Origin of the sequence: Methylobacterium sp. J-092 (assembly GCF_022829325.1) — a bacterium.
Classification (GTDB): domain Bacteria; phylum Pseudomonadota; class Alphaproteobacteria; order Rhizobiales; family Beijerinckiaceae; genus Methylobacterium.
The window spans coordinates 1-12370 of sequence record NZ_JAKSXU010000201.1 but is presented as its reverse complement, the minus strand read 5'-3'; the positions used below and the strand labels follow the sequence as shown (position 1 = coordinate 12370).

Sequence of the window (12370 nt, the reverse complement as noted above, 5' to 3'; positions counted from 1 at the left end):
TCCGTGATCCAGGGATCACGGACGATGCTCCATCGCGCTGAGAGCGCGCGTTTTCTTCACGCGAGCCGGGATCCGCCTCGCTTGAGGACGCTCCGGCGCCATTCCCGCGGGCCGCAGCCGAGGACGCGGGGGCTGCGCGACGCAAAAAGGGCGGGCATCGCTGCCCGCCCTTCGACCCCGACCCCGGGAAGCCCGGATCAGAGGTTCTTGAGGATCTGGTCGACGACCTTCTTGGCGTCGCCGAACAGCATCATCGTGTTGTCGCGGAAGAACACCTCGTTCTCGACGCCGGCGTAGCCCGAGCCCATGCCGCGCTTGATGAACAGAACGGTCTTGGCCCGCTCCACGTCGAGGATCGGCATGCCGTAGATCGGCGAGGTCTTGTCGGTCTTGGCGGCCGGGTTGGTGACGTCGTTGGCGCCGATCACGAAGGCCACGTCGGCCTGCGGGAACTCGCCGTTGATGTCCTCCAGCTCGAACACCTCGTCGTAGGGGACGTTGGCTTCGGCGAGCAGCACGTTCATGTGACCGGGCATGCGGCCGGCGACGGGATGGATGGCGTACTTCACGTCGACGCCCTCCTTCTTGAGCAGGTCGGCCATCTCGCGGAGCGAGTGCTGGGCCTGCGCCACCGCCATGCCGTAGCCCGGCACGATGATGACCCGCTCGGCGTTCTTCATGATGTAGGCCGCGTCGTCCGACGAGCCCTGCTTGACCGGCCGGGTCTCGACCTCGCCGCCGCCGGCCGCAGGCGCGTCGCCGCCGAAGCCGCCGAGGATCACCGAGATGAACGAGCGGTTCATCGCGTGGCACATGATATAGGACAGGATCGCGCCCGAGGAGCCGACCAGCGCGCCGGTGATGATCAGCGCGAGGTTGCCGAGCGTGAAGCCGATGCCGGCCGCGGCCCAGCCCGAGTACGAGTTCAGCATCGAGACGACGACGGGCATGTCGGCGCCGCCGATCGGGATGATGAGCAGGCCGCCGAGCGCGAACGACAGCAGCACGATCAGCCAGAACACGACCTTGCTCTCGCCGCCGATGAACACCGCGATCAGCACGACCAGCGCCACCGCGAGGCCGATGTTGATGAGGTGGCGGCTCGGCAGCATGATCGGCTTGCCGGACATGCGCCCGTCGAGCTTGGCGAAGGCGATGACCGAGCCGGTGAAGGTGATCGCGCCGATCGCCGCGCCGAGCGCCATCTCGAACAGCGACTCCTTGTGGATGTGGCCGTTCTCGAGGATGCCCACCGCCTGCGGCGCGTAGAGGGTCGCCGCCGCGCCCGCGACGGCGGCGAGGCCGACGAGCGAGTGGAAGGCCGCCACGAGCTGCGGCATCGCCGTCATCGGCACGCGCTTGGCGATGACCGCACCCGCGCCGCCGCCGATGGCGAGCCCGAGGAAGACGAGGAGCCAGGCGGCCGCGCCGGCCGGCGGATGGCCGACCAGGGTGGTGAGCACGGCGAGCGCCATGCCGATCATGCCGTAGAGGTTGCCCTGCCGCGACGTCGTCGGGTGCGAGAGCCCCCGCAGCGCCATGATGAACAGGACGCCCGAGACGATGTAGAGAAGGGCGGAGACGTTCTGGGACATGTCTCAGGCCTTCTTCTTGTACATGGCGAGCATGCGCTGGGTCACCAGGAAGCCGCCGAAGATGTTCACGCTCGCCAGCACGATGCCGATGAACCCGAAAGCGCGGGCCCAGCCGGTGCCCTTCTCGATCAGGGGCACGCCGGCGGCCAGGATCGCGCCGACGATGATCACCGACGAGATCGCGTTGGTGACCGACATCAGCGGCGTGTGCAGCGCCGGGGTCACCGACCACACCACGTAGTAGCCGACGAAGATCGCGAGCACGAAGATCGCGAGCTGGAACACGGTGGCGTCGACCGCGCCGTGGGTCACGGCGCTGAGACCGTGGCCGACGCCGTCGGCGATGGCCTGGGCCTGGTCGGCGGCGTTGCGCGCGGCGGCGGCGGCCGAGCGCGCGGTGTCGGCGAGGACGCGGGTCTGGTCGACCGCCTGATCGGGGGGGATGTTGGCCATCGTTATGCTCCTCGCGACCGGCCTACGCCGCGCCCGTTGCCTGTGTGCTGGGTGACTGCGACACCCCGGTCTTCGACAGACCGACCGAGGCCTGCTCGGATTGCGGCGCGTCCTGCGGGCGGTCGGCGACCGCCGCGTCGGCCTTCGGCTGGAAGGACGGGTGCACGACGGCGCCGTCGTGGGTCAGGTTCGTGGCCTTGACGAGCTCGTCGTCCCACTTGATCGCCAGAGCCTTCGACTCCTTGTCGACCAGGGTCTCGACGAAGGCGTAGAGGTTGCGCGCGTAGAGCGCCGAGGCGCTCGCCGCGAGGCGGCCGGCGACGTTGAGGTGGCCGACGATCTTCACGCCGCGATCGTTCACCACGACCTCGCCGGGCTTGGCGCCCTCGACGTTGCCGCCGCGCTCGACCGCGAGGTCGACCAGCACCGAGCCGGGCTTCATCGAGGCGACCATCGCCGCCGAGACGAGCTTCGGCGCCGGGCGCCCGGGGATCAGCGCCGTGGTGATGACGATGTCCTGCTTGGCGATGTGGGTCGCGACCAGCTCGGCCTGCTTCTTCTGGTACTCGGCCGACATCTCCTTGGCGTAGCCGCCCTTGGTCTCGGCCTGCTTGAACTCGTCGTCCTCGACGGCGACGAACTTCGCGCCGAGCGACTCGACCTGCTCCTTGGTGGCGGGGCGCACGTCGGTGGCGGTGACGACCGCGCCCATGCGGCGCGCCGTGGCGATCGCCTGCAGCCCGGCGACGCCGACGCCCATCACGAACACGCGGGCGGCGGGCACGGTGCCGGCCGCCGTCATCATCATCGGCATGGCGCGGCCGTACTCGGAGGCACCGTCGACCACCGAACGGTAGCCGGCGAGGTTGGCCTGGCTCGAGAGCACGTCCATCACCTGCGCACGGGTGATGCGCGGCATCAGTTCCATGGCGAAGCCGTCGACGCCGGCCTCGGCCATCGCCTGCAGCTCGGCCTCGCGGCCGTAGGGGTCCATGATCGCGACGACCACGGCGCCCCGCTTCAGGAGCTTCAGCTCGTCGGCGGCGGGGCGGCGGACCTTGAGGATCAGGTCGGCGTCGCGGGCGGCCTCCTCGGCCGAGGCCGCGACCGAGGCGCCGACGGCCTCGTACTCGGAATCCGGCATGCCGGCCTTCAGCCCGGCGCCCGACTGCACGGTCACGTCCGCGCCGAGCGCCAGGAACTTCTTGACCGTCTCGGGCACCGCCGCGACCCGCGGTTCCGCGGAATCGGTCTCCGACAGGACAGCGATGCGCATTCAGGATTTCCCCTCGATGGACCGCTCCCGAATGCGCGAAATGGAACGGCTTTTCGAGGCGGGTTGAACGGACGGACTGACGGAAGCGTTACGATTGTAATGGCAGGCCCGGGCGCGGGGCGCGGACCGTCCCAGGCTCAGGGAGAGGACGAGCGTTCAGGCGAAGGCGAGGTAGAGCGCCATCAGGATGGCCACGACGCAAGGCGCGCGCCAGCCGATGTTCGGAGCGAAGGCGCCGAGCGCGCCGGCCGCACTCGACAGGACGACGCCGAGGATCGCCGTGAGCCACGCCTCGCGGATGCCGCCGACCGCCAGCGCGAGCACCCAGCAGATCACCACCCCGGTGGCGATCTCGACGAAGCGGACGAATCCCCGATAGGTCTGCTCGTGCGTCTTCGCGTCCATCGCGGGGCTGTAGGCCACCCCGGAAACGCCCTTCGTATCGGCCATCGTGCGCTCGTCCTCGACGCTACCACTCTCGATGGGTGCGGGTTTAGCCCAAGCTTATTGCTGCCGCAATCGGCCGCAACCGGCATCGCACGGCTTCGCTTGGGCCTCAATTCACTTGCGCACAAAACACCCGCCGAACACGCGATCGTGAGCCGGCGAAGGCCGCCTCCGCGGCCCGCCGCCCCGGTCAGGCCGGCAGGGCCAGCCCCACCGCGCCGAGCGCCTCGGCCTGCCGCGCGGCGAGGGCGTCGAGGCTGAAGCGCTCGATCTCGGCCTCGAACAGGCGGTGGTAGTTCAGCTCGGACTTGAGGTGCAGGAACACCGCGCCCAGGCCGACGGCGGCCCGGTCCATGAACACGAATTCCTGCGGCACCGTCACCGGGCCCCGCGCCTTGAGGGCCTGGTGCACCTCGAAGGCCTGGCGCCGGCCGTATTCGCCCGGCTTCACCCCGTCGGCGACGGTGCGGGTGCGGTCCTCCAGCAGCGGCCCGTAGATGAACCGCGCCCAGATGTTGAGGATCTCGATCTTCTCCTTGTCGAGGTCCTTGAAGCCCCAGACCTCGTAGGCGTGGACGATCCGGGCCATGTCGTCGGTGAGGAGGCCGCGGTAGAGGTCGACCACGCCGCCGACGAAGCGCGGATGGAAGATCCGCACGCAGCCGTAATCGAGCAGGTTGATGCCCTGCGGCTCCCGGTCCCCCGCGCCGCCCTCCGAGAACACGGTGTAGTTGCCGAGATGCGGGTCGCCATGGATCACCGCGGCGCGGCTGAACGGGTGCCACCACGCCTTGAACATCGCCTGGGCGATGCGGTTGCGGATCTCGACCGGCGACTCGGTGAAGCTCAGGATGCGCTCGCCGTCGAGCCAGCCGAGCGTGAGCAGGCGCTTGGTCGAGAGGTCCTCGTGGATCGCCGGCACGCGCACCTGCGCGATGTCCTTGAGCACGGCGCCGTAGAGCGCGCCGTGCTTGGCCTCGCGGGCGTAGTCGAGCTCCTCCCGCACCCGGGCGCCGATCTCCTTGGCGATCTCGCGGGTGTCGAGCCAGGAATTCATCCGCCGGTGCAGGGCGAAGGCGACCTCGAGCTGCTTCAGGTCGGCTTCCACCGCCGACTGCATGTCCGGGTACTGCAGCTTGCAGGCGAGCGCCGTGCCGTCGAGCGCGGTGGCGCGATGGACCTGGCCGAGCGAGGCGGCGGCGGCGGGCTTCAGGTCGAAGCGCTCGAACCGCGCCTGCCAGCCGACCCCGAGCTCGGCCTGCATCCGGCGCTTGACGAAGGCCGCGCCCATCGGCGGCGCATCCGATTGCAGCTTCTGCAGCTCGGCCGCGTATTCGGGCGGCAGCAGGTCGGGCACGGTGGCGAGCAGCTGCGCCACCTTCATGATCGGGCCCTTGAGGCCGCCGAGCGCCTGGGCGAGCGCCGCCGCGTTGGTGGTGCCCTCCTTGCCGAACAGGCGTGCGCCCGCCATCCGCGCGGCGACGCCGCCGACATTGGCGCCGACGCGGGCGTAGCGGCTGGCGCGGGCGGAAAAGCGGTTAGCTTCCGGATCGGTCTCTGACATCGGCTGGGTCTGCACCTCTCCCCGACCGCGGAGCGCGATCCGACCGTGTCGGACAGGGCGCTCCGGATCTTGCTTCGACGTGCTTGCCCTCGACGAACCGGACGCCGGACCCTCGGGACACGCACGACGGACCGGCGTGTCCGGACGCGTCCGCGGATCGCGGCATCCGGGAACGATCGTTCCGTGAGGCCGCAAATAAGCTCTTCGCCGCTTCCCGCCAGGGCGCTGGGTCCCTGGGTCGCGGCACCCTCCGCCGGCCGTCGCCGCGCCGACCCGCCGGGCCGGCAGGGCGCTCCTCCACAGCGCGAATGTTGCCGCCCGGCCACAATCCCGAGCGATCGGGATTTCCATTCGTTTCCAGCTTGAGTCACGGAAACGTGAGGCTCATACGTTACTGAGTTCAAGAACGATGCGCATCGACAAGACATCGTGAATGCCCGAAGGAATGCGTCGATCGCATTCTTCGGAAAGAACACGCACCTTCGCGTGCCGCCATCGGCCGTAGTTCTTCACTCGAATACGGTGACATCCATGCCCCTGATCTTTCGTCCGCGCGCGCTCGGCGTCGCAGGCCTGACCTATGCCCTGTGCGCGACGGTTTCCCCGGCGGCTCCGGCGCAGTCGGCCGACTACCAGGATCCCGGTCGCGTCGGCGACCCGGCAAGCTGGCGCACCCCGGAATACCTCGCCGATTACGGCAAGGCCTCGATGAACGCCGACCAAGCCTATGCCCGCGGCATCACCGGCAGGGGCGTCCTGGTCGGCTCGGTGGATTCGGGGTTCCTCGGGACGCATCCGGAATTCGCCGGTCGCGCTCGGGCGATCACCAACACCGGCAGCTATTCCTCGAGCAGCTTCCGCTACGACAGCGGCACGACGCGCTCGGACTTCTTCACCGCCGGCCAGCCCTATTCGGTGCCCGGCACCTGGGTGCGCGGCGTCAACGACGACCACGGCACCCACGTCGACGGCACCATCGTCGCCAACCGCGACGGCACCGGCACCCACGGCGTCGCCTTCGGCGCCCAGCTGATCGCGACCAACACCAACGGCACCGACTCGTCGATCTACGGCCCGAACGCGGACTACGCCTACTTCAAGGGCGCCTACGGCAACCTCGTCGCGCAGGGCGCACGGCTGATCAACAGCAGCTGGGGCAGCCCGCCGCCGCGCGACAACTACAACACGCTGGCCGGCCTCACGGCCGCCTACGCCCCCTTCACGCGCCAGCTCAGCTGGCTCAACGCCATCGCGGATGCGGGCCGCGCCGGCGTGATCCAGGTCGTCGCCGCCGGAAACGCCGGGGTCAACAACCCGACCATCCGCGCGGCGCTGCCCTACTTCCAGCCGGACCTCGAGAAGGACTGGATCGCCGCGTCGGGCCTGAATGCCGCCGACCAGACCCAGTTCAACCGCTGCGGCGTCGCCAAGTACTGGTGCATCGCCGCGCCCGGCCGCAGCATCACCTCGACGGTGGTCAACCTCACGACCGGCGAGGCCGGCTACGGGGTGAAGAGCGGCACCTCGATGTCGGCCCCGCACGTCTCCGGCGCCCTGGCGCTGGTGATGGAGCGCTACGCCTACATGACCAACGAGCAGGCGCGCGACGTGCTGCTGACCACCGCCACCCATCTCGGGACCGGCCCCGCCGACGTGCCGAACGAGGTCTTCGGCTGGGGCAAGATCGACCTCGGCCGCGCGATGAACGGCCCGGGCGAGTTCCTCGGCCGCTTCGACGCCAACCTCGGCGCCGGCGTCGCCGACACCTGGTCGAACAACATCTCCGACGCGGCCCTGCGCCAGCGCTTCGTCGAGGACAGCGCCGAGCACGCGGCCTGGGAGCAGACGAAGGCGGCGCGCGGCTGGACGAACGGGCTGCCCGCGACGGCGACGCCCGACGAGCAGGCCGAGTACGGATGGCGGGTCGCCCGCGACCAGGCCTTTCTCGCGCGCACCTACCAGGGCGGCCTGACGAAGTCCGGCGGCGGCGTGCTCGAGCTGACCGGGGCCAGCACCTATACCGGCACCACCGAGGTGAACGGCGGCCTCCTCGCGGTCAACGGCTCCATCACCTCGACGGCCAACGTCAACGCGGGCGGCACCCTCGGCGGCGGCGGCAGCGTCGGCGCCCTCAACGTCCGCGGCGGCGGAACGGTCGCGCCGGGCAACAGCATCGGGACGCTGACGGTCGCCGGCAACGCGACCTTCGCGGCCGGCTCGCTCTACGCCGTCGAGGTCGCGCCGGGCGGGCGCAGCGACCGGATCGCGGCGGCCGGCACGGCGCAGATCGCCGGCGGCACCGTCTCGGTGTCGCTGGAGAACGCCGCCGCGCCGCTCAGCGCGGCCGAAGCCCGGAGCCTGCTCGGGCAGCGCTACACCATCCTGACCGCGGCCGGCGGCGTCGCCGGGCGCTTCGACCTCGCGACCCCGAGCTACACCTTCATCGGGACCGACCTCGCCTACGGCGCCAACGCCGTCGACCTTTCGGTGTCGCGCAACGCGACGACCTTCGCCTCGGTCGGCACGACGCGCAACCAGTCCGCGGTCGGTGCCGGCATCGAAGGCCTCGGCGCCGGCAACCGCCTCTACGAGACCATCCTCGTGACCACAAACCCGGAGGCGGCGCGCAGCGCCTTCGGGTCGCTGGCCGGCGACATCCACGCGAGCACGGTCTCGGCCGAGTTCGAGACCGCGTTCTTCGTCCGCGAGGCGATCCTCGACCGGATGCGCTGGGGCTCCACCCCCGGGGCGCCCGAGAGCCTGAGCTACGGCACCCTGCCCGCCACCTACACGGCGGACCTGCCGGGGCGCCGCGTCGCGCCGTCGCCGGTGCCGATGCAGGTGATCGATCCGCGGGTCGCCGGGTTCTGGGGCCAGGGCTTCGGCGCCTTCGGGCAGGCGCGGACCGACGGCAACGCCGCCGGGCTCAACCGCCAGACCTCGGGCTTCGTGCTCGGCGGCGACGTGCGCCTTCAGAACGGCATCCGGGTCGGCGTGGCCGGCGGCTACACCACGACCAGCCTCGACACGGCCGGCCGCCTGCAATCGGCGACGATCGAGAGCGGCTTCGGCGGCGTCTACGGCGGCTACGAGCTCGGCCCGGTCGCGCTGCGGCTGGGTGCGGTCTACGCCGACAATTCGGCGCGCACGCGCCGCACCGCTCTGTTCGCCGGGCTGACCGACACGCCGAGCGCCCGCACCGGGGGCTCGACGATCCAGGGTTTCGGCGAGATCGGCTACCGGATCTTCCTCGGCGAGGGCCGCTCGGCGCTGGTCTCGAAGGATCCCGTCGCGCCGGCGGTCCAGGCTCTCAGCTACATCGAGCCGTTCGTCGGGGGCGCCTACGTCTCGATCGGGCGCGACCGCTTCGTGGAGACCGGGGGCCTCGCGGCGCTCACGAGCTTCGCCCGCGATTACGACCTCGGGGCGGCCACCGCCGGCGTCCGGGCGCAGACGAGCCTCGACCTCGGGTTCGGGACGCCGGTCTCGGCCCATGGCCTGATCGGCTACCGCCGCGCCTTCGGCGACGTCGTGCCCAAGGCGCTGCTCGCCTTCGGCACCGGACCGAGCTTCCTGACCGCCGGCATCCCGATCGACCGCGACGCCCTCGTCGCCGAGGCCGGGCTCGACCTGCGGGTCTCGGCCAACGCCACGATCGGCATCGCCTATACCGGGCAGGTCGGGTCCCGCGCCGAGGACCATGCGGCGAAGGGCAACTTCACCTATCGCTTCTGATACGCCGCCCGGGCCCGGCCGACGATCCACGGCCGGGCCCCGCCGCGACGCAAGGGACGCCTCGGCCGGCGGCGCGCGCGGAGTCGGGTCACGGCGCTCGCGCAAGCGGCCGACGGAGCCGAGCGTTGCCCTCGGGTGTTGAGACGTTGCCGCGACGCCGAGGGAGGGTCGTCGGCCATGGATCCGCCGATGACCTACGCACGCGTTGCCTTCGCCCTGATCCTCTGCGCCGGCCCCTGTCTCGCCGCGCCGTCCCCGGCCGAGGAGGAGGCCGAGATGGTCCAGGGGATGGTGCGCATCGTCGGGGCGCAGGCCGGCATCACGCTGTACTGCCGGAAGACCTACACGATCGACGACACGGTGTCGGACGGGCTGCTCCGGACGGTTCGTCCCACCCTCGACAAGGCGATCGGCCACCGGCAGGCGCAGGCCGCGATCGACGAGGAAGGGCAGCGCCTCGCCCGGGAGATCGCGGAGGTCGGCGCCGAGCGCTGGTGCGCCGACCAGCGCGACATCCTCAACACCGACGGGGTCCGCGTCTTTTTGGACTGAGCGCCCGCCGTGGATCGGCCTCATTAACCGATCACCGGCATCCTACGATCCATCGTAAGGGTTCCAGCGTGCCGAAGATCCCCACCGTTGCCGTAGCCGGATTGTGGTCCGCGATCACCGTGGCGGCGCTCGGCGTCGTTGCGATGGATCAGGCGCAATCGATGCGCCGCGCCGACGCCATTCCCGCGCCGGCCGCCATCGCGGCCGATCCCGCGACCACGGCCGCGATCATCCTCACCGACGCGACCGGCAACCGATACCGGAAGCGGGTCGACTGAGAGCCGCTAGCTCGGCTGCTCCTCGGTCTGCGCGATCGCGGCCGCGTCGTCCATCGGCGGCACCGGGCCGAGGTCGGGCATCGGATCGCCGGTCGGCTCCTGGGGGCCCGGCGACGGGTCTCCGATCGGCGCCGGATCGTCGCCCGGTCGCGGGGTGTCGGCGTCGCTCATCGTCTCGCTCCCAGGATGTGTCGGCGGGCAAAGCGGCGAGCAGCGCCCTCGTTCCCTGCTCCCTCGCCAAGCTCTGCTCCCTCGCCAAGTTCCATTCCGTCGTCGAGTGCTCCGCCGACGGAGGCGCCCCGGGGCAACCGTCGGGATCGCCGACCGCCACCGGAACCACGAGGCCGGTCGGCCACCCGGCTATCGACGGGAGGGATCGACGCTCGGCTGTCGCCGGTGGACCTTGCGAGAGCCATCGGGTCGGACCGCGTAGGCATTCCCGCTGCGGATCGCCTCATCCACGTTGCGCGGGCCGGCGATGCCCTCGGTGCCCCCGGGTGCCGTCGCCGGGAGCTGCCCGCCCGGCGGCGTCGGGGCCGCGCCCGAGAGCGCGAGGGCGGCGCCGCTCCAGGCGAGGGCCGCAGCCGTCACGCCGAGCGCCCACGCCTTGCTGTTCCGTTTCGGCATCGCGCCCTCCGTTCCTCGTCGCGGCGACGGACCAATCGCGGCACGCAGGGCACTGTTCCGGCCAGCCGCCGCGACCGACGGTCCGGCAACGAGCGATGTGCGGGCTTCGACGAACGGGGAGTCGACGACGAGTCGCGCGTCGCGGCCGGCGGGCGGGGTGGATCGCGACGGGGACCGCGCCGCATCCCGTGCCTTGACGAAGCGCCGTCAAACGTAGTCAAAGACGCCCCTGACGCGCCAGAACCCTCAAGTCTGTCAAGGGTTTCGGAATGCCCGCCGGTGTAGCACAGCGGTAGTGCAGCGGTTTTGTAAACCGAAGGTCGGGAGTTCGATCCTCTCCACCGGCACCAGCCTTTCGCCTTTCCGCGCAAGACGTTATGGTTTGACAAGGACTTAGGGACTGCTGACTCTCGCACAGCGGTCTCACACAGGGCGCTTCGCATGGCCCGTCCCTGGAAGGATCCGAAGACCGGGACCGATCACCTGCGGCAGCGTCCACCGCGGGATCTCGCTGCGCGCGTGAAGGGGACGCGGGTCATGCTCCATATCGGTGCCCGACCGGTCCTCGTGACGGTCGGTGCCGATGCCCAACCGCAAGCAGGTCCTGGCCTTCAGCCCGTTCCCGTAGGAGTACCGCAACCGGGTCGAGCGCTTCCTCGGCAAGATCAAGCACGCCCGCGCCGTCGCCACGCGCTACGACACGGATCCCGACAACTCCCTCGCCAGCGTCAAACGCGCTGCCGTCCGGGTCAGGCTGCGAGCTTTATGAGTCCGCGACCGAGTGGGGGAGGCTTGGGACCTCGGCCCAGCGAGAGCCTCCGTGTGGACATCCTCCACACGAAGGCATCGGTCCACAATGCGCGACCGAACTTCCGATGGGGACCATACGCGCAGGGACGGGGCCATGATCGACCATCCTGGCGCGCAGGCGGACCGGAACGGGGCCGTCTGCTGGACGATGCCGCGCTCGCCGTCGGGCCCGTCCTCACCCCCGTGAGGTCCGGGGGCGCCCCCCCCGGACCGGGGAGATGTCAGGCTGCGTGGCGGAACGCGTGCGTGGCCTGGCTCGGATCGGCGGTCAGCGTCGTGTTCGCCGTCGACGTGGCGGTCGTCAGGTTGGTAATGCCGGCCGAGCTCCCACCGAAGGCCGCCATCACTGAAACGAGTTGCGACACCTGCGTCGCAATGTGGCTCGAGGAGTCGATCGCGGAGGGTGCATCGCTCGCGAGGGTGGCGGAAGCGCCTGCCTGCATGCTGGGGATGTCGTGCGCCGCGGTCGCGCTCGGAGCGGCAGGCGGGGATTTGGTCGACGTCGTCGCGACGCGTTCGTCATCGTAGGGATCCAGGGGATCAAACGGGTTGAAATCACCGGGATCGAAAGGCGTTCCGGGCTCCGGATCGCCGGGCTCGTAAGGCGCGTAGGGGTCGCTGGTGTCGTTCGGATCGTAGGCGTCGGCCTGCAGGGTGTCGCCCCGGCTGCCGGTGACCTGATCGTCGAAGCCGTAGACCGTGACGTCCGAGCCGCTGTCGGGGCTCATGTTGATGGTCAGGCCCAGGCCGTAGATGCTGCCAGACCAGCCCGGGGCGAGGTTGATGGTCGAGTTGTCGGCGTAGATGGTGTCGTTCTTGACGTTCGGGGCGGTGTTGATGGTGAAGGCCTGATCGGCGTCGGTCTTGAGGGTCGCGCCGTTGCCGCAGAGGCCGACGTAGCCGCCGCCCGAAACCGTGGCCGCGGTGTCGGCATTGAGGTTGACCACGTCGTTGCCGGCGTCTCCGGTCACGGTCAGCCCTTGGCCCGTGATGCCGATGGTCTCGTTGCTGTCGGCCTGCAGGTTGATGGTAT

At 70.4% G+C, this 12370-nt stretch carries 10 protein-coding genes, 1 tRNA gene and 2 pseudogenes; 5 read left to right on the top strand and 8 right to left on the bottom strand.

Annotated elements, in window-relative coordinates; translation table 11 throughout:
• Positions 1–197: 197 nt before the first annotated feature.
• From MKK60_RS24780 to MKK60_RS24760, 5 genes are all read right to left on the bottom strand, one after another.
• On the bottom strand, positions 198–1595 hold the full coding sequence (locus MKK60_RS24780; RefSeq protein ID WP_147843035.1) for an NAD(P)(+) transhydrogenase (Re/Si-specific) subunit beta: 1398 nt from the start codon (positions 1593–1595) through the stop codon (positions 198–200).
• Between the two features lie 3 nt (positions 1596–1598).
• Complete coding sequence (locus tag MKK60_RS24775; RefSeq protein ID WP_147726547.1) at positions 1599–2048, bottom strand: NAD(P) transhydrogenase subunit alpha; 450 nt, start codon at positions 2046–2048, stop codon at positions 1599–1601.
• 22 nt (positions 2049–2070) lie between these two features.
• Positions 2071–3324, bottom strand: a complete 1254-nt coding sequence (locus MKK60_RS24770; protein ID WP_243938380.1) for a Re/Si-specific NAD(P)(+) transhydrogenase subunit alpha — start codon at positions 3322–3324, stop codon at positions 2071–2073.
• 156 nt (positions 3325–3480) lie between these two features.
• Positions 3481–3774, bottom strand: coding sequence for an aa3-type cytochrome c oxidase subunit IV (locus MKK60_RS24765; protein ID WP_147726543.1), 294 nt, complete (start codon positions 3772–3774; stop codon positions 3481–3483).
• Between the two features lie 187 nt (positions 3775–3961).
• Positions 3962–5335, bottom strand: coding sequence for an ABC1 kinase family protein (locus tag MKK60_RS24760; protein WP_147726542.1), 1374 nt, complete (start codon positions 5333–5335; stop codon positions 3962–3964).
• A gap of 531 nt (positions 5336–5866) precedes the next feature.
• Between MKK60_RS24760 and MKK60_RS28550 the strand changes: the two genes are divergently transcribed.
• The 3 genes from MKK60_RS28550 (at position 5867) to MKK60_RS24735 (ending at position 9900) form a co-directional block, all read left to right on the top strand.
• Entirely contained in the window at positions 5867–9070 is a 3204-nt protein-coding gene (locus tag MKK60_RS28550) for an autotransporter serine protease (RefSeq protein ID WP_279604244.1), read from the top strand.
• A 189-nt stretch (positions 9071–9259) separates the two neighbouring features.
• Entirely contained in the window at positions 9260–9622 is a 363-nt protein-coding gene (locus MKK60_RS24740; RefSeq protein ID WP_147726540.1) for a hypothetical protein, read from the top strand.
• Between the two features lie 68 nt (positions 9623–9690).
• The gene (locus MKK60_RS24735) at positions 9691–9900 is read left to right on the top strand and encodes a hypothetical protein (RefSeq protein ID WP_243988913.1); all 210 of its coding nucleotides are present in this window, start codon (positions 9691–9693) and stop codon (positions 9898–9900) included.
• 6 nt (positions 9901–9906) lie between these two features.
• On the opposite strand, the gene MKK60_RS24730 is transcribed toward MKK60_RS24735, so the two are convergent.
• Both MKK60_RS24730 and MKK60_RS24725 read right to left on the bottom strand, forming a co-directional pair.
• Positions 9907–10071: a hypothetical protein gene (locus MKK60_RS24730; RefSeq protein ID WP_243988912.1), complete on the bottom strand. Its 165-nt coding sequence runs from the start codon at positions 10069–10071 to the stop codon at positions 9907–9909.
• Between the two features lie 189 nt (positions 10072–10260).
• Positions 10261–10527 carry a hypothetical protein gene (locus MKK60_RS24725; RefSeq protein WP_147858906.1) on the bottom strand — a complete coding sequence of 89 codons (267 nt, stop codon included), beginning with the start codon at positions 10525–10527 and terminating at the stop codon, positions 10261–10263.
• Between the two features lie 275 nt (positions 10528–10802).
• Here MKK60_RS24725 and MKK60_RS24720 point away from each other — a divergent pair.
• Together MKK60_RS24720 and MKK60_RS24715 are read left to right on the top strand one after the other, a co-directional pair.
• Positions 10803–10877 (top strand) — tRNA-Thr (locus tag MKK60_RS24720).
• A gap of 230 nt (positions 10878–11107) precedes the next feature.
• Positions 11108–11296: pseudogene (locus MKK60_RS24715) on the top strand (IS5/IS1182 family transposase); the annotation flags it as partial.
• A gap of 262 nt (positions 11297–11558) precedes the next feature.
• Here the strand turns inward: MKK60_RS24715 and MKK60_RS24710 are convergent.
• Positions 11559–12370 (bottom strand): annotated as a pseudogene (locus MKK60_RS24710) (hypothetical protein); the annotation flags it as partial.

Bases quoted from the DNA above. Each gene is read 5' to 3' on its own strand.
- MKK60_RS24780 (WP_147843035.1), bottom strand. From the start codon at position 1,595: ATGTCCCAGAACGTCTCCGCCCTTCTCTACATCGTCTCGGGCGTCCTG.
- MKK60_RS24775 (WP_147726547.1), bottom strand. From the start codon at position 2,048: ATGGCCAACATCCCCCCCGATCAGGCGGTCGACCAGACCCGCGTCCTC.
- MKK60_RS24770 (WP_243938380.1), bottom strand. From the start codon at position 3,324: ATGCGCATCGCTGTCCTGTCGGAGACCGATTCCGCGGAACCGCGGGTC.
- MKK60_RS24765 (WP_147726543.1), bottom strand. From the start codon at position 3,774: ATGGCCGATACGAAGGGCGTTTCCGGGGTGGCCTACAGCCCCGCGATG.
- MKK60_RS24760 (WP_147726542.1), bottom strand. From the start codon at position 5,335: ATGTCAGAGACCGATCCGGAAGCTAACCGCTTTTCCGCCCGCGCCAGC.
- MKK60_RS28550 (WP_279604244.1), top strand. From the start codon at position 5,867: ATGCCCCTGATCTTTCGTCCGCGCGCGCTCGGCGTCGCAGGCCTGACC.
- MKK60_RS24740 (WP_147726540.1), top strand. From the start codon at position 9,260: ATGACCTACGCACGCGTTGCCTTCGCCCTGATCCTCTGCGCCGGCCCC.
- MKK60_RS24730 (WP_243988912.1), bottom strand. From the start codon at position 10,071: ATGAGCGACGCCGACACCCCGCGACCGGGCGACGATCCGGCGCCGATC.
- MKK60_RS24725 (WP_147858906.1), bottom strand. From the start codon at position 10,527: ATGCCGAAACGGAACAGCAAGGCGTGGGCGCTCGGCGTGACGGCTGCG.